The sequence below is a fragment of the Pelagibacterium halotolerans genome (assembly GCF_044811015.1).
GTDB classification, from domain to species: Bacteria; Pseudomonadota; Alphaproteobacteria; order Rhizobiales; family Devosiaceae; genus Pelagibacterium; species Pelagibacterium halotolerans_A.
Genome location: NZ_CP085243.1, coordinates 1,714,236 through 1,732,664, shown reverse-complemented (window position 1 = coordinate 1,732,664; position 18,429 = coordinate 1,714,236). Strand labels below are relative to the sequence as shown.

Annotated in this window: 19 protein-coding genes; 10 read left to right on the top strand and 9 right to left on the bottom strand. The window is 61.4% G+C overall.

Features of this window, described 5'->3' with window-relative positions; genetic code table 11:
- The first annotated feature begins 253 nt into the window (after nucleotides 1–253).
- From LG281_RS08595 to LG281_RS08580, 4 genes are read left to right on the top strand one after another with little or no spacing between them, the layout of a single operon-like run.
- A complete protein-coding gene (locus LG281_RS08595; RefSeq protein ID WP_404406314.1) occupies nucleotides 254–1,258 on the top strand; it encodes an ABC transporter permease in 1,005 nt (334 codons plus the stop codon).
- A 4-nt stretch (nucleotides 1,259–1,262) separates the two neighbouring features.
- Nucleotides 1,263–2,123, top strand: coding sequence for an ABC transporter permease (locus LG281_RS08590; RefSeq protein ID WP_404406312.1), 861 nt, complete (start codon nucleotides 1,263–1,265; stop codon nucleotides 2,121–2,123).
- Nucleotides 2,123–3,151: an ABC transporter ATP-binding protein gene (locus tag LG281_RS08585; protein WP_404406677.1), complete on the top strand. Its 1,029-nt coding sequence runs from the start codon at nucleotides 2,123–2,125 to the stop codon at nucleotides 3,149–3,151. Before LG281_RS08590 ends, LG281_RS08585 begins: the two co-directional genes overlap by 1 nt.
- Nucleotides 3,148–4,059, top strand: coding sequence for an ABC transporter ATP-binding protein (locus LG281_RS08580; protein ID WP_404406310.1), 912 nt, complete (start codon nucleotides 3,148–3,150; stop codon nucleotides 4,057–4,059). The genes LG281_RS08585 and LG281_RS08580 overlap by 4 nt, the downstream gene beginning before the upstream one ends.
- A gap of 18 nt (nucleotides 4,060–4,077) precedes the next feature.
- On the opposite strand, the gene LG281_RS08575 is transcribed toward LG281_RS08580, so the two are convergent.
- Together LG281_RS08575 and LG281_RS08570 are read right to left on the bottom strand one after the other, a co-directional pair.
- A complete protein-coding gene (locus LG281_RS08575; protein ID WP_404406308.1) occupies nucleotides 4,078–4,398 on the bottom strand; it encodes a hypothetical protein in 321 nt (106 codons plus the stop codon).
- A gap of 132 nt (nucleotides 4,399–4,530) precedes the next feature.
- A complete protein-coding gene (locus tag LG281_RS08570) occupies nucleotides 4,531–6,366 on the bottom strand; it encodes a glycosyltransferase (RefSeq protein ID WP_404406306.1) in 1,836 nt (611 codons plus the stop codon).
- Between the two features lie 92 nt (nucleotides 6,367–6,458).
- On the opposite strand from LG281_RS08570, the gene LG281_RS08565 reads away from it, so the two are divergent.
- Complete coding sequence (locus LG281_RS08565; RefSeq protein WP_404406304.1) at nucleotides 6,459–7,286, top strand: transporter substrate-binding domain-containing protein; 828 nt, start codon at nucleotides 6,459–6,461, stop codon at nucleotides 7,284–7,286.
- Between the two features lie 41 nt (nucleotides 7,287–7,327).
- Here the strand turns inward: LG281_RS08565 and LG281_RS08560 are convergent, their stop codons facing one another.
- Together LG281_RS08560 and LG281_RS08555 are read right to left on the bottom strand one after the other, a co-directional pair.
- A complete protein-coding gene (locus LG281_RS08560) occupies nucleotides 7,328–7,732 on the bottom strand; it encodes a tellurite resistance TerB family protein (protein ID WP_404406302.1) in 405 nt (134 codons plus the stop codon).
- A 101-nt stretch (nucleotides 7,733–7,833) separates the two neighbouring features.
- Nucleotides 7,834–8,736 (bottom strand): DMT family transporter, encoded by a 903-nt coding sequence (locus LG281_RS08555; protein ID WP_404406300.1) that lies wholly within the window; start codon nucleotides 8,734–8,736, stop codon nucleotides 7,834–7,836.
- Between the two features lie 126 nt (nucleotides 8,737–8,862).
- Between LG281_RS08555 and LG281_RS08550 the strand changes: the two genes are divergently transcribed.
- Complete coding sequence (locus tag LG281_RS08550) at nucleotides 8,863–9,159, top strand: winged helix-turn-helix transcriptional regulator (protein ID WP_404406298.1); 297 nt, start codon at nucleotides 8,863–8,865, stop codon at nucleotides 9,157–9,159.
- Nucleotides 9,160–9,305: 146 nt separating this feature from the next.
- On the top strand, nucleotides 9,306–10,904 hold the full coding sequence (locus tag LG281_RS08545) for a lysine--tRNA ligase (RefSeq protein WP_404406675.1): 1,599 nt from the start codon (nucleotides 9,306–9,308) through the stop codon (nucleotides 10,902–10,904).
- 28 nt (nucleotides 10,905–10,932) lie between these two features.
- On the opposite strand, the gene LG281_RS08540 is transcribed toward LG281_RS08545, so the two are convergent.
- Nucleotides 10,933–11,139 (bottom strand): helix-turn-helix domain-containing protein, encoded by a 207-nt coding sequence (locus LG281_RS08540; protein ID WP_404406296.1) that lies wholly within the window; start codon nucleotides 11,137–11,139, stop codon nucleotides 10,933–10,935.
- Nucleotides 11,140–11,149: 10 nt separating this feature from the next.
- Nucleotides 11,150–11,698 carry a DUF2975 domain-containing protein gene (locus tag LG281_RS08535; protein ID WP_404406294.1) on the bottom strand — a complete coding sequence of 183 codons (549 nt, stop codon included), beginning with the start codon at nucleotides 11,696–11,698 and terminating at the stop codon, nucleotides 11,150–11,152.
- Between the two features lie 118 nt (nucleotides 11,699–11,816).
- Here LG281_RS08535 and LG281_RS08530 point away from each other — a divergent pair, with 118 nt between their 5' ends.
- On the top strand, nucleotides 11,817–12,230 hold the full coding sequence (locus LG281_RS08530; protein ID WP_404406292.1) for a hypothetical protein: 414 nt from the start codon (nucleotides 11,817–11,819) through the stop codon (nucleotides 12,228–12,230).
- Between the two features lie 34 nt (nucleotides 12,231–12,264).
- Here the strand turns inward: LG281_RS08530 and LG281_RS08525 are convergent, their stop codons facing one another.
- Nucleotides 12,265–12,906, bottom strand: a complete 642-nt coding sequence (locus LG281_RS08525; protein WP_404406290.1) for a helix-turn-helix transcriptional regulator — start codon at nucleotides 12,904–12,906, stop codon at nucleotides 12,265–12,267.
- 406 nt (nucleotides 12,907–13,312) lie between these two features.
- Here LG281_RS08525 and LG281_RS08520 point away from each other — a divergent pair, with 406 nt between their 5' ends.
- Nucleotides 13,313–13,657: a DUF952 domain-containing protein gene (locus LG281_RS08520; protein ID WP_404406288.1), complete on the top strand. Its 345-nt coding sequence runs from the start codon at nucleotides 13,313–13,315 to the stop codon at nucleotides 13,655–13,657.
- Nucleotides 13,657–14,757 carry a quinone-dependent dihydroorotate dehydrogenase gene (locus tag LG281_RS08515; protein WP_404406286.1) on the top strand — a complete coding sequence of 367 codons (1,101 nt, stop codon included), beginning with the start codon at nucleotides 13,657–13,659 and terminating at the stop codon, nucleotides 14,755–14,757. Before LG281_RS08520 ends, LG281_RS08515 begins: the two co-directional genes overlap by 1 nt.
- Nucleotides 14,758–14,870: 113 nt before the next feature.
- On the opposite strand, the gene LG281_RS08510 is transcribed toward LG281_RS08515, so the two are convergent.
- Both LG281_RS08510 and LG281_RS08505 read right to left on the bottom strand, forming a co-directional pair.
- Entirely contained in the window at nucleotides 14,871–16,235 is a 1,365-nt protein-coding gene (locus tag LG281_RS08510) for an MATE family efflux transporter (RefSeq protein WP_404406284.1), read from the bottom strand.
- A gap of 351 nt (nucleotides 16,236–16,586) precedes the next feature.
- Nucleotides 16,587–18,341, bottom strand: coding sequence for a methyl-accepting chemotaxis protein (locus LG281_RS08505; protein ID WP_404406282.1), 1,755 nt, complete (start codon nucleotides 18,339–18,341; stop codon nucleotides 16,587–16,589).
- Between the last annotated feature and the right edge of the window lie 88 nt (nucleotides 18,342–18,429).

The following is an 18,429-nucleotide window of genomic DNA, read 5'->3' as shown; positions in this document are numbered from 1 at the left end:
GCTTGACGCGAGGGCCCGCTGGGCAGGCCAGGGGCACGAGAAGGTGTGGGAGAGGCCGCCGCGTCCAGCAAGCAACCCCTTCAGCGTCCGGCGCAAAGGCTGCGGGCCCTCGCGCCAAGCGCGAGGGTGACGGTGGGGGGAGGAGACGGGGTGCATCCAGAAAAAGCGCGGAAGGTATGCCATCGCGTCAAGGGATTGCCCTGGGATCTATCCCCACCGCATTTAGCCAATCTGCCCATAGGACCCTGCTCCAATGAAGGCCTATCTCTGGTTTGCGCTCAAGCGCGCGGTGCAATTGATCGTCGTCATCTTCTTCGGCGTTTCGGCGGCGTTTCTGATCACCAGTCTTTCGCCCATCAATCCCGTTGAACAGGTGCTCGGCCGGATCACGGCGCGGTCCAACTTCAGCCCCGATGCGATCGAGGCGATGCGGTCGGCGCTCACCGATCTTTACGGCGTCGATGCGCCGATCATGCAGCAATACATCAATTTCTGGCGCCGGGTCGTCGTGGGTGATCTCGGGCCATCGCTGATCGCGTTCCCGACGCCGGCCATGAACCTTGTGATGCGCGCGCTGCCCTGGACCGTGGGGCTTTTGTCAACCTCTATCCTGATCACATGGCTTTTGGGCAATACGCTCGGCGGGCTCGCGGGGTATTTCCAGAACAACCGGCTTTTGAAGGTTTTCGGCGTTGTCGCCATGGGCGTTCAGCCGATCCCTTATTACATTGTCGCCTTCATCCTTTTGATCCTGTTCGGCTTCGTTTGGCCGATCCTGCCGATCTCTGGCGGGTTTGCGATGAATGTGCGGCCCGGATGGACGCTGCCATTCGTCTTGTCGATCCTCCAGCATGCCATTCTGCCGGCGACCTCGCTGGTGATCGTCGGGTTCGGCACGTGGTTCCTTGGCATGCGGGCGCTCGTTTCCAACATCGTTACGGAGGACTACGTGACCTACGCCGAGCTGGCGGGCGTCAAGCGCGAGCGGATCGTCTTTTCCTATGTGATCCGCAACGCGGCGGTGCCGCAGTTGACCGCGCTCGCGATGACGTTGGGTGCCATCTTCTCGGGCACGATCATCACCGAACAGGTCTATAACTATCCGGGGCTCGGCACGCTTTTGGTCGATGCCGTCAATGCCGGCGACAGCACGACAGTGCTCGCGGTTTCTGTTGTTGCGATCACGGCTGTGGCCGCGGCGATCTTCATCGTCGATCTGCTGCATCCGGTCCTCGATCCACGTGTGCGGACGGAGTAGCGTCATGTTTCAAGTTGTCCGCGATCTCATCCGCTACAATATCGAATTCGCCATCGGGATTACGCTCGTCACCATCGTCGTGCTTTTTGCGCTCTTGAGCTTTTTCTCGCCGATCGACCCGACGCTCATTTATATGCAGCCGCCCGACATGCCGCCTTCGGCACAATACTGGTTCGGCACCAATTCGCGCGGGCAGGACCTCTTCTGGCAGGCGACCTTCGCCATCCGCAATACGCTCGCCTTCGGGCTGATGGTGGCAGTACTCTCGCGCATCATCTCGATCACCGTGGGGCTTCTGGCCGGCTATCTGGGCGGCTGGGTGGACCGGGTGCTGATGTTCTTCAACGACATCTTCGTGGCGCTGCCGATCTTCCCCATCCTGGTGCTCTTTTATTTCGTGCTCAGGAACGACCTCAATACCGTCACCCTTGCGCTCATCATGGCGTGTTTCGGCTGGCCCTATGACGCGCGGCTGATCCGTTCGGTCGCGCTGGGGCTGCGGCACCGGGAGTTCACCCGCCATGCGGTCTTCGCCGGGATGAGCGCGCGGAAAATCATGTTCGAGGAGCATCTGCCCTATGTGATGCCGATCGTCTTTTCGACGGCGATGGCGAACATGATCTGGTCGATCGGGCTCGAGGTGACGTTGGCGGTTCTGGGCTTCACCAACATCAACATCCCCACCATCGGGACGATGATTTATTGGGCCAACAACCACTCCGCGATGGTGGTGGGCACCTGGTGGTGGATCGTCGTGCCCGTGGTGCTGGTCGTCACGACCTTCGTGGGGCTGTTCCTGCTCGCGGTCTCGCTCAACGAATATATCGATCCGCGCTCGCGCTTGCGGCGCATGGGAGGCGAATGATGGCCGATGTTTTGACGGTCAAGAACCTCAAAGCCTACTACCAGATGGCCTATTTCGGCATCGACCGGGAAGTCCGCGCGGTGGACGACATCACGCTTTCGATCCGCCAGAACGAGATTTACGGCATTGCCGGGGAGAGCTCCTCGGGCAAGACGTCGCTGATCAAGACCTTTGCAGCAGCCATCAGGCCACCCTTGCGGATCGTCGACGGGTCGATGACCTACCGGTTCGGCAATAAGGAGATCGATCCTTATAAGGCGAGCAAGGAGGAGGTCGACGCGATCCGCTGGAAGAACCTCTCCTATATCATGCAAGGCTCGATGAGCCTGCTCAATCCGGTGCGCCGGATCAAGAAGACGTTCGAGGATTTCGCCTTCAGGCCCATGGGGCTGCCCAGGACCGAGTTCTGGACGAAGGTGCGGGCGCATCTGGAGCGTCTGGGGTTGTCGCCCAAAATTCTCGATGCCTATCCGCACCAGCTTTCGGGCGGCATGCGCCAGCGTGTGGTGATCGCGCTCGCGACGGTGTGCCAGCCGGAGTTCATCATCGCCGACGAGCCGACAACCGCGCTCGACGTGGTGGTGCAAAAGGACGTGCTGGCGATGATCCGCGACGTGCAGCGGCAGATGGGATCGTCGGTCGTGTTCGTCACCCACGACATGAGCGTGCACGCCAATATCGCGGACCGGATCGGCATCGTTTATGCCGGGCGGCTGGTGGAGGAAGGGCCGACGCGGACGCTTTTTGCCGCGCCCAAGCATCCTTATACCGCGCATCTCGTCGCCTCGCTGCCGCGCATCGGGGATACGACGCCCAAGGCGGCGCTCGAAGGGCGGCCGCCCAACCTGGCCGATCCGCCCGCCGGGTGCCGGTTCCATCCGCGCTGCCCGCTGGCAATCGACAAATGCAAGACCGACGTGCCACCGCTTGAAACGGTGGGGACCGACCACCGCTCGGCTTGCTGGAGGGCGGACGAGGTGCGTCCGCTTGCGAAAATCGGAACGCCGCAAGCGGAGGCTGTCGCATGAGTACTTTGCTCGAAGTCTCCCACGTGTCCAAGCGCTTTCAGATGGGTGGATTGCTCTCGCGCAACCATATCGATGCGGTGGTGGACGCCAATTTTTCGCTCGCTTCGGAGAACCCCGAGATCTTCACGATCATCGGGGAGTCGGGGTCGGGCAAGACGACACTGGCGCGCATGATCCTGGGGTTAGAACATCCCACGGAGGGGGATATTCTGTTCGAGGGCAAAAGTGCCGCCGAGCGCAATACCCGCGCGGCGCGGCTGGAGTTCATGCGCCGGGTGCAGCCGATCTTCCAAAACCCGTTTGAAACGTTCAATCCGCTCAAGCAGGTCGACCGCTATCTCGAAGCGACGGCGCGCACGCTTCTGGGTGTAAAAACCAAGGCCGAGGTGGATGCGGCGATGGACGACGCGCTTCATAAGGTGGGGTTGAGTCTCAAGGAGATCGCAGGGCGCTACGCGCACGAGCTTTCGGGCGGGCAGCTGCAGCGCGTGGCGATCGCCCGCGCGCTCATTCCCAACCCGGCGCTGCTGATCGCCGACGAGCCGGTTTCGATGGTGGACGCGTCCTTGCGCATGTCGATCGTCAATCTCTTGAAGGAGTTGCGCGATACGCTCAAGGTTTCGGTGATCTACATCACCCACGACCTTGCGACGGCGTATTACATCTCCGACCGGATCATCATCATGCAGAAGGGCTACGTAGTGGAGATGGGCCCGGCGCGCGCCGTGCTCGATGCACCCGAACATCCTTATTCGCAGCTGCTCAAATCCTCGGTGCTCTCGATCGATGCCGCAGGCATGGGCGTCCTGCAGCCCGCCGACCGCGCCATGGCGGAGGAGGCCTGGTCCCGTGCCGGGCGGGGCGCGCTTGTCGCGCGTGACGACGGGCGCATGGTCCGGGCGGGTTAGGGAACTTTCGAGAGTGCCCTAAAGCCCCAGAAGCTGCAGGATGAACCAAACCGCGGCACCGGCCGGCAGTGGTACGAGCGCAGCGAGCAGCCAGCGCGAATAATCCGCGAGCGTCGTGTTGGCGGTGAGCAGGATGACTGCGAACGCGCCGCACAGATAAACGATCGCGGCGACCACAAGCGCGAACACGGAAAGCTGCCAGGCTGCCGAGAAGCTCATGACGATTGCCGCAGCAACCCCGATCGCCGCCGCAGCGATCAGCCAGCGGCTGCACCCTGGCGCTCCCTCCGCCCCGTCATCGTCCGGGCCGTAAGATTGCGTGACAAAATTATACCGCATGGCGTCCCCCCAAGCGTCCCCAACTCTCTCAATGAGACATTGTATTCCATAATACGCACGGCGGGACCGGCCAATAAGGGGTAAACCTAAGGCCAGGTTCCGTATCTGATGCAAATTCGTCGAAAATCGTAGCTATCTGCGGCGTGCCGGGCTTCGGAGGAGATGTCCGAGGCCCAGATGGTGTGTCTTTGCCCAATGGAAAGGTTTGTAAACGAGTTCGAGCGTTGCGTTGACAACGGCGACCCAGCCGACGAGCCAGTAGAAAGGCAAAAGAAAGAGCCGGGGCGCGAGGTCCTGCCGGCCAATCCGCGAAAGACCGATCAGGTTGATCGCTGCCGTGCCGCTATAGCCGAACGCAAGAATGCAGACCTGCGCGAGCGTCCAGAGGTCGACCAGCCCCAAAAAGATCAGATTGGCCCCGGCGCGGGCGACGACGATAATGAGGAACAGCCCGTGCAGCGCGATTGACAACACCATGCCGCCCACAAAAACGTTGAAGGCAAGGAAATCGCGCCAGCCCAGATCGGCAAGGAGTTGCCGCGGGTGTGCGTTGTGAACGAGGAAGGTCTGCACCCACCCCTTCATCCAGCGCGTGCGCTGCTTGATCCAGGCCATGACGGTTTCGGGGGCCTCTTCGCTCGTCAACGCGGCAAAGCGCGCGCAGCGCATACCCAGCCGGGCAAGCCTGATCCCCAGATCGGCGTCCTCGGTGACGTTGAACGCGTCCCAGGCGCCTATAGCCCGCAATTCACGGGTGCGAAAATGGTTGGAGGTGCCCCCGAGCGGCATGGGCAGGCGCGCACGGCCAATGGCGGGCAGAAAGACCGCGAAATGTCCCGCATATTCGCACGTGAACATTGCCGTGATCCAGTTGCGGGCGCCGTTGTTGATGAGAAGCTCAGCCTGCAGGCACGAGACGCCGGGGTGACGCGCAAAGAGCGTGGCGGCGCGGCGCAATTGCTGGCGTTCGGGGACGTCCTCGGCGTCGAAGACGACGACGTGTTCGCCGGTCACCAGTGGCAGCGCATAGTTGAGCGCCTTGGGCTTGGTAAACGGCGCACGGCGCGGCACGACAACGAGCGAAAAGCGCCGGTCCTCAAGCTGCTCCCTGACCGCGGCGACCGTGTCCGGGCTGGCGCTCTCCACGATGAAGACGATCTCCAACTTTTCAGCCGGATAATCGAGCCGCCGCATCGCCTCGGCAATCTGGGGCACCATATGTGCCTCCTCACGCAAGGGAATGAGGACCGAATAGCTGGGGAGATCGGCGTCGCCCAAAAGGTCCGGCGTATCGAGAACGCTCGTCCGGTTCGCGGTCGCGGCGGCCCAGATGCGGAAAATGGACGGGGCGGTGAGAATGAGCGTGAGAATGGGCAGCAGCAGCGCCTGCACGAAGAGCGGCGAAAAAAGCGCCAGCGCCATAAGCCCGTAGAGCGCCACGACAAAGCCGATCCGCAAGGCCGGGGTCAGTTCGAGATGGGAGTTGGCGCCTGGGAAGCGCCGGGCCAGGCGCTGGACGGAGAAGTCCAACAGTGCATCGGCATTGGCATCGGCGAGGGCCTGACGCAAGGCATGGGGCGGGACGATGCAAAGACGGTCCGCAAGGCCCGGGTCACGCGCAATGGCCGCCTTGAGCGTGCCGAGTTGGGAAAAGCCGGGGGCGATGAAAAGTGCCGGACGGCCATCAATCGTCCCGCGCGCGGTCGTGAGACGCGACAGGACGTCGAGATCCGCATCCTCTTCAAGCGGCGCGACGAGATGCGCCGCGCTTTCGCGGAAACCGACGCCCAGATAGTGTGCGATGCGTGCATAAAGAACGGTGGGGCTGACGCCAAATGTGCTGCAGATGGTCGCGGCGGGGTCGACGCCTAGCGTATCGGCACGCGCCAGGGCCGCTGCCGCGGCGCTTCCGGATATTCTGTCCCCCGCCAGCGCCTTGACGAGCGCTGTATCATGTTTCTTTGTCATAGATGACCAAGCCCCCAATTGGCATCTGGCGGGGACCCTATCAATTCGATTAGGACTGGGCCATAAAATTTGAAGAAAAAAGATCCAGGGTCATGCGGATTGATATGACGAAGGTGCTGCGCGTGTTGGGCGGTATTGCGCTTTTCCTGGCGCCGGCCATGGCCGTCGCGCAAACGCTGCCGCTCCATGTCGACCCTGGCGCGCGGGAAGAACTGGTCGACCCCCAGACGGTGCCGGCGCTGCGATTCCTGACGACAACGGACTTCCCGCCCTTCAATTATGAAGACACGGATGGCGCGTTGGTCGGATACAATGTCGATCTCGCGAAGGCCATTTGCGGCGTGCTTTCGGCGCGCTGCACGATTCAGGCCTGGCCCTGGGAGCGCGCGCAACAGGCGCTTGCGGACAACCAGGGGGATGCGCTGATTGCAGGAGTTGCGATTAGCGGCGCGGCGGGCGAGCGTTTCGATTTTTCACGAATCTATCTGCAATTGCCCGCGCGGTTCGTGACGGCGCGAGGGGAAGAGGGGACGTTCGACCCAGGCATCTATCGTGGACGGATCGGTGTGCGCGAAGGGTCAGCGCATGCGGACCTTCTGGCAGACGTTCGTCCCGATCTCGAACAGATGGGCTATCCAACCGAATTTGCCGCGCTCGAGGCGCTCGCGGAAGGCGAAATCGGGGCGGTCTTTGCCGACGGAATGCGTGCTTCGTTCTGGCTCAACGAGAATGCCGATTGCTGCGCCTTTGCGGGCGAACCGTATTTCCGGCCGGACTATTTTGGTGCGGGGCTATCGATTGCCGTACCAGCGGGGCTCGACAACGTGCGCACCGCTCTCAACTGGGCGCTGGTGAGGCTGGCACGGGACGGTCGGATGGCGGAGTTGTACCTGCGGTGGTTCCCGGTGGGGTTTTATTAGAGCCCTTTCGCGCGCGGATTTTTCCGGCGGCAACGGCGGATCTATAACCGTCGATGTCTGATCCGTGCCGAGGTTTCAATCGCGGCGGTGGTGAGCCTGTCGATGGAGAAAGCGTCGCGGATCATTTCCAATAGTCGCAATTCTTCCTGGTTGAGCTTCAAATCGACCGTCGTGATTTCGACGGCGAGTGCATAAGCTGTCTCCTGCAGGCGCGGTTCGAGCGCATCGGAAATGGCGACGAGCAAAGCGTCGAGCCCGCCCTTGTTGATGAGATCGACACAGTCGCTCGCCACCTGGGGCAGTTGGGCTATATCGAAGGTCTCGAAAACCGGCCATCGGCTGATGAGTGCCGCGAAACGGTCGAGTTCGCGGTCCGTAATGTCCCGGTCCGAGACGGCCGCGATAACCATGGAATAGACAAGGGCATCGATGGGCGAGAGCTGCATGTGGGAACCTATCGTTGTGCGGTTGCCCGAAGTTAGGGAATGGCGCGGGGGTGCGCAAGCGGTTGCAGCGAAGGTCATCGCTTTCATGCTGCATGATCGCATTACCCAGGGGCGCCAGCGCGATTGGCACGTCCGCTGACTTTGTGCGACACGAGATAGACCGCAGTCACGATCATGGGGACGGCGGCTGCAGCGTTCCAGCCGGGCGTTTCGCCAAGAAATATCGTTCCCAGAAGAACGCCGAGAACCGGCACGATATAATTGACCTGCTGCAGGCGCCCTGCGCCGATCCGTGAGATCAGCCGGAAATATATCAGAGCCGCCAGAGCCGTGGGGCCGAGCCCCAGATAGACGATGGCGAGCAACGAACCGGCAGAAGGGGCCGCAGATGCGTTTCCGGCCAGGTTCAGCCCGGCAATCCCGCAAATCACGCCAGCACCGACCAGAACCGAGCCTGCCGCCATCTGGATCGGATCGGGATGCGGAAAGCGGCGGGAGAAGAGTGCCGTCGACGCGTAGCACATCGCGGCACCGATGAGTGCTACTTGCGGGATTAACGGGCCGGACAGGCCATCGAACGCGGCGGGTCCGACAAGCACGGCAATGCCGCAAAAACCGATGGCTGCGCCCAATGCCTTGACCGGACCAAGCGTTTCATCGGGATGGACAAGCGGTGCGATGGTTAAGGTTAGGACGGGGGCTATTCCCATAATGAGAGCGGCCAAGCCACTGTCGACACGCTGTTCTGCGAAGCCGATGAGCAGGAAGGGCAGAACGTTACCGGTGATTCCAACGATTGCTGCAATAAGCCATCCGCGGACGCCAAGCCGGAGCGCGCCACCGCGTGCGTAGACGAAGGCGACTAGAAAAAGAGCGCCGACAGCCATTCTGCCGGCGACCAGAAAGAGCGGTGAAATGGTTTCAATGCCTATGTCAACAGCCAGGAACGAACTGCCCCAGAGGCAGGCAAGCAGGCACCAAAGCCCGAAATCCTTTACATCCACCAGCGCGCTCCCTATAGACTGCTACGAAATCAATAGCGTGCTACGTTTTTAATAGCAAGGGGCGGTATGATGAAAATACCGGTACCGGGACAACCGGTCAGGGGATCCAGAACTGGCAGTCCGATCATGGCGTTGTTCGATCTTTTGGGACGGCGCTGGGCGATGGGTGTTGTCTGGACGCTCAGTGAGCGCGGCCCCAGCACGTTCCGCGCGCTGCAATCGGCCTGCGAAACGATATCGCCCAACGTTCTGAACGCCCGGTTGAAGGAGCTTCAGGCGGCTGGATTCGTTACGCAAGGCGCGGATGGCTATCAGGTCACGGAGTTGGGGCAGGCGGTGTATCGGTCGCTGATCCCGCTTTCTGAAACGTCAAAACGATGGGCCGCGTGGCTTGATCAGCAGAAACCGGATGCCACGGACTGACAGCAAACAGCGTTGCGGCTGGGGCATAGCTTGTCACTTTCTTGTCTCCCGCGGGCCCCGGCATTGACCTTTCCCGGCCGATGGTGCAACACCTGCCACGCTTCCACTACCACCAACCAAAAGGATGGGCACCCGTGTCCGGCACCCTGTCACCACTCGACCCCGCCGCCATCGAGGCGGCTCCCAACGCACGCGCATGGCCTTTCGAGGAAGCGCGCAAAGTCGTTGCGCGGATCGAGAAAACGGGCAAGGGCGAGGCCATATTCGAGACCGGCTACGGACCATCGGGGCTGCCCCATATCGGCACGTTCGGCGAAGTTGCGCGCACGACCATGGTACGCACGGCGTTCCGGCTTTTGACCGGAGATAAGATCCCTACGCGACTCATTTCGTTTTCCGACGATATGGATGCGCTGCGGAAGGTGCCGACGAACCTGCCGAACCAGGAGATGCTGGCCGGGTTTCTCGGCTATCCGGTTTCGCGTGTGCCCGATCCGTTCGGCAATGAGTATCCGAGCTTTGCCGCGCACAACAATGCGCGGCTGCAGGCATTCCTCAACGATTTCGGGTTCGAGTACGACTTCGCTTCGTCCGCCGAGTATTACGGCTCCGGCGTCTTCGATGCGGCGCTGATGCGTATGCTCGAAGTCTACGACGAGGTGATGGAGATCATCCTGCCGACGCTGGGCGAAGAGCGTCGGGCGACCTATTCGCCCTTCCTGCCGATCTCCCAGACGACGGGGAAGGTGCTCCAGGTGCCCGTTGTCGCGCGCGACGCGGCATCGGGGACGATCGTTTATCTCGACCCCGATACGGGCGCGCATATCGAAACCACAGTGACGGGCGGCAAGGTCAAGTGCCAGTGGAAGGCCGACTGGGCGCTGCGCTGGTATGCGCTGGGCGTGGACTACGAGATGTCGGGCAAGGATCTGATCGACTCGGTGCGGCTTTCGAGCCGGATCGTTTCCGCGCTCGGTGGTACGCCGCCCGAGGGGTTCAATTACGAGCTGTTCCTCGACAAGGACGGCGCGAAGATCTCGAAGTCAAAGGGCAACGGCCTCTCCATCGAGGAATGGCTGCGCTACGCCACGCCAGAGAGCTTGTCGCTCTTCATGTTCCAGAAGCCCAAGGCGGCCAAGCGGTTGCACTTCGACGTCATCCCCAAAGCCGTAGATGAATACTATAGCTTCGCCGCCGCCGCACAGGAGCAGGATGCGGCCCAGTTGCTGGAGAACCCGGCTTTCCATATTCATTCGCACAGGCCGCCGGCTTACGATGTGCCGATTTCCTTTGCGCTGATGCTTAACCTCGTTTCGGCGGCCAACGCCGAAGACGAGACCGTGCTCTGGGGCTTCATCGAACGCTATGTGCCGGGCGGAACGCCGGAAAACCACCCCGAACTGGCCAAGCTCGCGACCTTCGCGATCCGGTATTTCGAGGATTTCGTCAAACCCGAGAAATCCTTCCGGGCGCCGACGGAGATCGAGGCGGCAGCGCTACGGGATCTCTCGGAAGCCCTCGCGCCTCATGCGGGATCGACCGACGCAATACAATTGCAGAACATCGTCTACGAGATCGGCAAGAGCCATCCGTTCGAGAACCTGCGTGACTGGTTCAAGACGATCTATCAGGTGCTGCTGGGGCAGGACCAGGGCCCACGCTTCGGCTCGTTCATCGCGCTTTACGGGGTGGAGAACACCCGCGCGCTGATCGAGAAGGGGTTGAGCGGGCAATTGGCGGCTTGAACGATGGGCGCGCAGCGGAAAGGCGCGCCTATTCGTCAGTGTATTCGAGAAGATCGCCCGGCTGGCACCTAAGATAGGCGCAGATCGCAGCGAGCGTTTCAAAGCGCACGCCTTTGACCTTGCCCTGCCGTAAAAGCGAGAGATTGGCCTCGGTGATCCCCACATGCTCGGCGAGGTCTTTGGACTTGACGCCGCGCTGGGCCAGGACGACGCCGAGATTGACCTTGATCGGCATACCAAAATCCTCAAACGAACTGCGCGTTTTCTTCGGCGATCCGGGCGGCTTGCTGCATCACCCATGCTGCAGCGGCAATGGTGCCTGCGAAAAGCACGAACAGGATCGTGTCCGAAGAGATTGAAAAAACGATCATGCGTTGACCCGGCGGGGCCGACCAACTCAGAACGACGCTCAAAAGCGCTGAAACGAACGGCCGGGCAAGCGCGCTGGCGCCGATCCCGATTGCGAAATCCCTCAACCCTGCACTCGCCGTGCTTGAGAAGATGGCCCCTGAAAGGAAGGCGGCAAGGCACGCCCGAAGCCGGACAAGCCCGAAGATCAGGACGCCGCCAGGGATCATCGAAAGCGCGAACCCCGCGCCGCGCTCGAACGTGCCGACCGGGTCCGCCGTCGCAGGCATATGCAGAATCCCTTTAAGCTCGGCACCGTCGAGCGCGAACCAGAAATAGGCCATGCCGACCGGCAGCGCGAGAATGGTAAGGAGCGCCATAAGGCGTAGCGCCGAGATGCTGGTGCGTGCGGACCTCGAAAGGGGGGCGGTGATAGGAGCGGTCATGAAGTGATCCAGTGCTGTTCGTTGTGGTATGCGGATAATGCCAAAAAATTATCGTTTGACAATAAAAAATTTTCGCAAAACGATATGGCTGTTCCATCAAAGCATCAGGAGCTTGAGTATGCCTGCCTTCCCCTTCTCTTCTCTCAGACGTGTAAAGCGCCTTGCCTTGCCCATCGCCCTCGCCATGCTCGCGCTGCCCGCAACCGCGCTGGCACAATCCCAAGGCCGGACCGCTCAGGGTCACATCTCCGTCGCCACGGTTGCCGACATGATCTCGCGATCGCCCAGCGACAGCGCGGCACGCCAGCGGCTCAGCCTCTACCTCACAGGGATCGGCGAGAGCGCGGGGTATCTCATATCGATGTCGGAGGATGTCGGGGTGGCGTTCGAATGCCCGCATTCGTTCAGCCTGGGCAGCGACACCGCCTGGGCCGCAATCGCGACGGCTGTACCCGACAGCAGCGCTTGGGCGCAGACACCGGCAGCCCCGATCATCCTTGCCGATATGCTCGAACGCGCCGGGTGCCGTTAAAGCGTGTTCCTGTTTGAAAAAGGGGCGGGCCGGTCTACTGGCTCGCCCACAAAATCCGGGCGATCCAGTCGATCTCCTCGGGCTTGAAGATGCGCGGGGCATGGTCGGGGTTGATCGAGTGCAATTCGATCTGCTTTTCAGTGCGGCGGTGCAGAATCTTAGCCATGACCTCGCCCTCCTGCGTGCGCGCGACGACGCGGTCGCCGCGCCGCAATTGCTCGGTGGGCGAGACGATGAGGACGTCACCGTCGCGGTAGAGCGGCTGCATCGAATCCCCCGTGACCTCGAGGGCATAGGCCGTGCCGTCCGAAAAGCCGGGGAAACGCACTTCGTCCCAGCCCTGGCCAGCGGGGAAGCCCGCTGAATCGAAAAAGCCACCCGAGCCAGCCTGGGCAAGCCCCAGAAGCGGCACGGTCTGGCCCGACGCGCGCGCGGCTGTCTGCGAATAGGGCACCGAACCGGCGAGGAAGCTGTCGAAGGTCTCGTTGGTCGCTTCGAGCACCTTGGCAATCGATTCGGTCGACGGCCAGCGCTCGCGCCCATCCTTGGAAACCCGCTTTGAGGGGTTGAACGCCGTCGCGTCGAGCCCGGCAAGCTTTGCCAGGCCCGATGTCGAAAGCTGATGCCGCTCGGCGAGGGCGTCGAGAGCGACCCATATGGCGCGGTGCGAAATCATCTTAAAGGAATGAAGTCTCCAATAAGGGAAATAATCCTATTTCTTTCTACAGGCAGTTAACCGTTTTGTAAAGTCAAAACGTGCCCTGGCAGTACCAGCGCCTGTCATCAATTGTAGATAGGGTTTTGATTTTGTATAAATCGTTCAATGCCAAGGCTTTTCGCGTCGTGCAGGGTTATCCCCCGCGCGCGGGGAAAACCGCCGGGAGCGGACGATTTATTCAAAACCCTTCGGGCGGGCATATCCGGGTGATTTTCGCGAACAGTCCGGCCCAGAGGCGGCAAAAGCCTTCGGTCCGGTCTGTCCACGACACTCCCTCCGGACATGGCCCGTCAAACCCCTATCTACAATCGATGACAGGCCCTACGGTCCCCTTGTAGGGTCCGCGCAATAAAAGGTGCGGAATATGGCAGAACCGATCTACAAAATTGCCACCAAGGCCGACTGGGAAGCCGCATGGGCGGCTGGCGAACTCAAGGGCACACCCATCGACCTGGCGGACGGCTATATTCACTTCTCAACAGCCGATCAACTCGCTGAAACGCTGGACAAGCATTATCGCGGACGGTCGGAGTTGGTGCTGGCGACGATCGATCCGGGCCTTTTGCCCGAGGGGCTCAAATGGGAGCCGTCGCGCGGCGGGGCACTGTTCCCGCATCTTTACGCAGCGCTGCCCATGAGCGCGGTGATTGCCGAACGCGCACTCGACGCACGCCCGGATGGCGGCTTCGACCTGCCGGAGATCGGCTGATGGGGTGGACGGACATCCTGCGCAACAAGGGCGTGCAGAAATTCACCCGCGATGCGCTTTTGCGCATGGAGCCCGAAACCGCGCACAGGGCGACGATCAATGCGCTGAAGTTCGGGTTCGCACCTAAGGGGGCGCCGGACGCGGAGAGCCTTGCAACCGCGCTATGTGGGCTCAAGTTGCCCAATCCGGTCGGCATGGCGGCGGGATTCGACAAGAACGCCGAAGTGCCCGGGCCGCTCGCAAAGGTGGGGTTCGGCTTCGTCGAGGTGGGCACCGTGACGCCACGTCCGCAGACGGGCAACCCGGTGCCGCGGCTCTTTCGCATTCCCGAGGCCATGGGCGTCGTCAACCGGCTGGGGTTCAACAATGAAGGCCACGCGGCTGCATTCGAGCGGCTGACCGACCGGGACCGCAGCCAGGTGATCGGGGTCAATATCGGGGCGAACAAGGACAGCGAGGATTTCGTTGCCGATTACGTTCTCGGCGTGAAAGCGTTTTCGCCCATCGCGGATTATCTGACGGCGAATATCTCCTCGCCCAACACGCCAGGGCTTCGGAACCTCCAGTCCGACGAGGCGCTGACGCGGTTGTTGGGAGCTATCACCGAGACGCGCGCAGCACAGCCGCGCCAGACGCCGGTATTTTTGAAGGTCGCGCCGGATCTGAGCGAGCCGGAGATGGACGACATCGCGCGGGTGGTGCTCGGAAGCGGGATCGACGGGCTGATCGTCTCCAATACGACGCTCTCGCGCGAACCGGTCGCGGGGATGCCCAACGCCGATCAAACCGGCGGGCTGTCGGGCAAGCCGCTCTTTGCGCTCGCGACCCAAAGGCTCGCGCAGATGCGCCAGAGGCTGGGACCGGACTTTCCGATCATCGGGGTTGGCGGCATTCATTCGGGCCGGAGTGCGGTGGCCAAGTTCGAGGCGGGGGCCAATGCGGTGCAGCTCTATTCGGCGCTGGTTTATGGCGGGCTCGAGATGATCGATGAAATCAAGGCGGGATTGGCGCGGGCAGTGGCCGAGCGGGGACTGACGTCCGTCGCTGGGCTGACCGGTACTGCGGTCGATGCCTGGGCTTCCGGCCGCGCAGACCTTTAGGGCTACTGCATCCCCCTCCCCGTCATCACCCGGACAAGCCGGGTGATGACGGGGGTGGTGGGTTAGGAAACCCTCCATTTGCAGGCCAATATGGCGTTTGTGACACAGTAGGATTAGGCAAAAAGCTCTCCCTTCCGCCGTTCGATTGCGACTGCATAGATCCCTGCACGGGTGAGCAGGAGGATGTGCAGAGCCAGCCATAGGCCCCAGAGCCCAAGCAGCGGCTGGAGGATGATCGCGGCGATGAGATAGATTGCCAACGAGGCAAGCATGCCGTTGCGCATGGTGACGTTGAGCGTCGCGCCGATCATGATGCCATCGTAGATGAAGGCCGTCATGCCTGTGAGCGGCGTGAGCGCGGCCATGACCAGATAGACCCGTGCGGTCTCGCGGACTGCGGCATTGGTGGTCATCAAATCGATGGCGAGCCAACCGAATGCCAAGAGGACAAGCGCAAGCGTGCCGCCAATCAAAGTTCCCCAGACGAAGCTTAGCTTCATGGCCCTCTCGAAGGCCGGGCGCCAGTTGGCGCCGACGGCGCGGCCGCAGAGCTGTTCGGTGGCGGTCGCGAGCCCGTCGAGGAAGAAGGCCGAAATCGCAAAGAGCTGCAAAAGGATGGCGTTGGACGCGAGGATGATCTCGCCCATCCGCGCACCCTGCGCGGCGAAATAGGCGAAGGCACCCATCAATGCCGCAGAGCGGATGATGAGATCGCGGCTGATGCCGACCATACGGCGGATCGCGGCAAGGTCGAGCAACTCTGTCCGGGGCGTGCCGGCGAGAATATTGGCGAGACCGCCATAGTGACGGATTGTGAGGACGATGCCGCCAACGCTCGCACAGACCTGCCCGATCACGGTCGCGGCGGCCACACCGACGACGCTCCAGCCGAACCCGAAAACGAAGACGACCGAGAGGATAATGTTGACGATGTTGACGAGCATCTGCAGCGCCATGCCGGTCTTCGCCGCCGCCCGGCCATAGAACCAGCCTAAAAGCACATAGTTGACGAAGACGAAGGGGACCGACCACAGGCGGGTGAAGAGGTAATCGGTAAAGGCGGTTTGGGATTCTGCGGGCGGCGCGAGGGTTGCGGCGAAGAACCAGTAGACCGGCACCGACAGGGCGAGCAGCACGACACCGAGAACCACAGCGACGAGCATGGCGCGGGCGAGATGCAAAAGCCCATCCTTGGGGTCGCGCGCGCCGACGGCCTGGGCGACGAGCCCCGCAGTGCCGAAGCGCAGGAAGAAGGCGAGCGCGAAGATGACGCTGAAGGCGACGGCGCCCAACGCCAGTCCGCCCAAAAGCCCCGCATCGCCCAATTGTCCGATGACAGCGGTATCGACAACGCCGGCGACCGGCTCGGTGATGAACGCCAGTGAGGCGGGCAGGGCGATGGCCCAAATGTCCTTGCTGCGGACGGAGAAGGCGTGTTGCTGGGAGGACATCGGCAGGCCCTGGGTGGAGACGGTCACCAAGGTATCCGATTCTCCCAGCCTCGGAACGGGAAGGGGCCGGCGCTCGCGGTGGAGGGGGATGAAAGCGCCGGCCCGGCTTACGGACTTACAGAGCGTAAGCCCAGCCACGGCGACGTTGCCGCCTACGCGGATGAAGTCCCAGCCTTGACCGTGTGCGCACCACTACGCTCAAATCCGGCGCTTCAAGCTCCGCTGCCAACCTTTAGACGAGAAGGATATTAACAATAAATTTCAATGTGTTATCAAAGCAAATTCGGTGCGTTTTTCGGCTATAGTGCGCGCGAAACGGATAGGCGAGCATTAAAAAAGGCGCCCAGAAGGCGCCTTTTTGTGTCTTGCGGCTTGAGATCAAAACTCTGCCCAGTCCGCGTCGATGGCAGCTCCGCCTTCCGAGAGGTAGGTTCTGGCGGCACCTGCGGGCGCGTGCCGTCTGCCCTTGGCAGGTTGTGCCTCCACGACGGGTTTGGCGTGGTCATTCGCCGCGTGGTCGATGGTGAACACTTCGACGATCCCGTCGAGTTCGCTTGCCTGTGCCTCGGTCTGCTCGATCGCGGCGTTGGTCTCTTCAACCAGCGCGGCGTTGTGCTGGGTCATTTCGTCCATCTGGCGAATGGCGGTGCTGACTTCGCGGATGGCGTCGGTCTGTTCGCGGTTGGCTTCCGAAATGCCCCGCATCAGTTTGGCGTTCGATTGCACGGCTTCGAGAATGTCCCCAAGCTTGGCCGCCGCCTCAGCAACCAGTTTAGAACCGTCCGCGACTTCTCCGCCGCTCTTTTCGACAAGGGCCTTGACCTCGGCCGAGGCATCGGCGGCCGACTGCGCGAGGCGGCGCACCTCGATGGCGACGACGGCGAAGCCCTTGCCGGCTTCACCCGCGCGGGCGGCTTCGACCGAGGCGTTCAGAGCCAGGAGGTTTGTCTGGAAGGCAATGTCATCGATCATGCCGATGATGTTGGAGATCTGCGAGGAGGAGGCCGTAATTCGCTCCATTGCGCTGGTGACCGCCTGCATTGTGGTACCGCCTTCATCGGCAAGCTTTGCGGCGGTCTGACTGCCCGCATAGGCCTCATTGGCGTTGTCCGCATTGGCTGCAACCGTGCTGGTCAGCTGGTTCATTGCCGCCGAGGTCTCTTCGATGGCAGCGGCCTGCTTGGTTGTGCGCTCGGAGAGGTCGTTGGACCCGGCCACGATCTCGGTGGTGGCCGTACGAATTCCGTTCGATGCATTGCGTAGCCTGCGCATGATCGTTGCAAACTTGGATGCGGTCTCGTTGAAGGCGAGGCGCACCTCATCGAGCTCACCGACAAAGACGGTGTCGATCTGTGCGGTCAAATCGCCCTCCGCCAGTTTTGCAAGATGAATGCCCAATGTGTTGACCGCTTGCTTGCGGCCTGTAATGTCAGTCGCGTATTTGACTACTTTGAACGGCTTGCCGTTGAGATCGAAGATCGGATTGTAGGACGCCTGAATCCAGACCTCGCGCCCGCCCTTGCCGATACGCTTGAACTCGGCAGCTTGGTATTCGCCACGCCTCAAGCCGTCCCAGAATGCCGTGTACTCGGCGCTCTGAGCAAACTGGGGCTCAACGAACATCTTATGGTGCTGGCCTTTAATCTCGCTCAACTGATAGCCCAGGGCCGAGAGAAAGTTCTCGTTGGCTTCAAGGACAATGCCGGACAGATCGAACGCAATGACCGCCTGCGATTTTGAGATTGCGGCGATCTGGCCTTGAGCATCGGCTGCGGCCAGCTTTTGGGCGGTTACATCGGCTGCGAATTTGATGACCTTGACCGGATTGCCCTTGCCGTCGAGGATCGGGTTGTATGACGCCTGAATCCAGATCTCGCGTCCGCCCTTGCCGATGCGCTTGAATTCGGCGGCCTCGAATTTACCTCGCCGCAGATTGTCCCAAAAAGCTTGATACTCTGTGCTTTGGGCATAGACAGGATCTACGAACATCCGGTGATGCTGGCCAACGATTTCAGACAAATCATAGCCGAGCGCATCGAGGAAATTCTGGTTTGCGGTTAGAATAGTTCCATCGAGTTGAAACTCGATCGTTGCCTGGGAGCGCTGAATGGCATCGAGGGTTGCCTGTGCCATAGCTGCGTTCTGTTTCTGATCTTTGCTGCCGAGCATGCCTTTAAGCATTTGTTTTCTCATCTTTCTGTCTAGTTGAGATCGATGGCAA